This window comes from Mesorhizobium sp. M1A.F.Ca.IN.020.06.1.1, from assembly GCF_004023265.1.
In the GTDB taxonomy this organism is placed as follows: domain Bacteria; phylum Pseudomonadota; class Alphaproteobacteria; order Rhizobiales; family Rhizobiaceae; genus Mesorhizobium.
Genome location: NZ_RZSR01001351.1, coordinates 1 through 1,171 on the forward strand (window position 1 = coordinate 1; position 1,171 = coordinate 1,171).

The 1,171-nt window shown below is 65.6% G+C and carries 2 protein-coding genes; both read right to left on the reverse strand.

Going from position 1 to position 1,171, the window contains the following annotated elements; genetic code table 11:
* The coding region (locus EOA60_RS33915) for a cbb3-type cytochrome c oxidase subunit I (RefSeq protein WP_206628390.1) at window positions 1-570 on the reverse strand (570 nt) is incomplete at its 3' end.
* 2 nt (window positions 571-572) lie between these two features.
* The coding region (locus tag EOA60_RS33920; protein WP_164899805.1) for a COX aromatic rich motif-containing protein at window positions 573-1,171 on the reverse strand (599 nt) is incomplete at its 5' end.

Here is a 1,171-nt window from a genome sequence, read left to right on the forward strand (position 1 = left end):
GAGATAATAGTCTACGCCGACGCCCGGCGAGTAGGTCGTCTCCGACAGCGGCGCATAGGGCAGCCAGCCGGTGCGGGCGAACTCGCCGACGACGAGCGAGATGTTGACCAGGAGCGCGCCGGTCGCCGTCAGCCAGAAACTCACCGAATTCAGCGTCGGAAAGGCGACGTCGCGGATGCCGAGTTGCAGCGGCACGACGAAGTTCATCAGCCCGATGACGAAGGGCATCGCGGCGAAGAAGATCATGATCGTGCCGTGGGCCGAAAAGACCTGGTCGTAATGCTCGGGCGGCAGGTAGCCGGGCCCGTGGATGGCGAGCACCTGCTGCGTGCGCATCATCACCGCATCGACGAAGCCGCGCAGCAGCATCAGCGCCGCCAGAACGATATACATGACGCCGATGCGCTTGTGGTCGACCGAAGTTATCCATTCGTCCCAGAGATAGGGCCAGTATCCTTTCACCGTGACCCAGATCAGCACCGCGGCGGCCGCCAGGAAGACGATGAGGGCGGCGCCCAGCGGGATGGGCTCATCGAAGGGAATGGCAGACCAGTCGAGCTTGCCGAGCATCGTCATCCTCCCGCTTTCGGCTGCGGCTGTTGGGCAGGCGCCGGCGTCCCGGCCTTGGGCTGGGCCTTGGGGCTTACCTGCGGCTCGCCGGCGGCGGTTTCGGCGGGACCCGGACCGGGCGGCAACGTCTTGCGCACGAACGCGTCGAACAGGCCGTCCTGCACGACGCCGAACGAGGCCGGCGGCACGTTGATGCTCTGCCGGGCAAGCTCGCCATAGGCGCGCGCGTTGAGCACGCCGCCGGCGCCATGCAGCGAAGAGGCCCAGCGCGCAAATTCGTCGGGCGGGACGGCGCGCACGCGGAAATTCATGTCGGAAAAGCCGTCGCCGCTGAAATGCGCCGACAGGCCGAGATAGTCGCCGTCGCGATCGGCCTGCAGGTTGAGCTCGGTCTGCATGCCGTTCATGACATAGATCATGCTGCCGAGCTGCGGCACAAAGAAGGTGTTCATCACGCTGGCCGAGGTCAGTTTGAAATGAACGGGAACGCCGGCCGGGATGACCAGCTGGTTGACCGTTCCGACGCCCTGGTCGGGGTAGAGGAACAGCCATTTCCAATCGAGCGCCACCACCTGGATGTCGAGCGGCGGCTGGCTGGAGG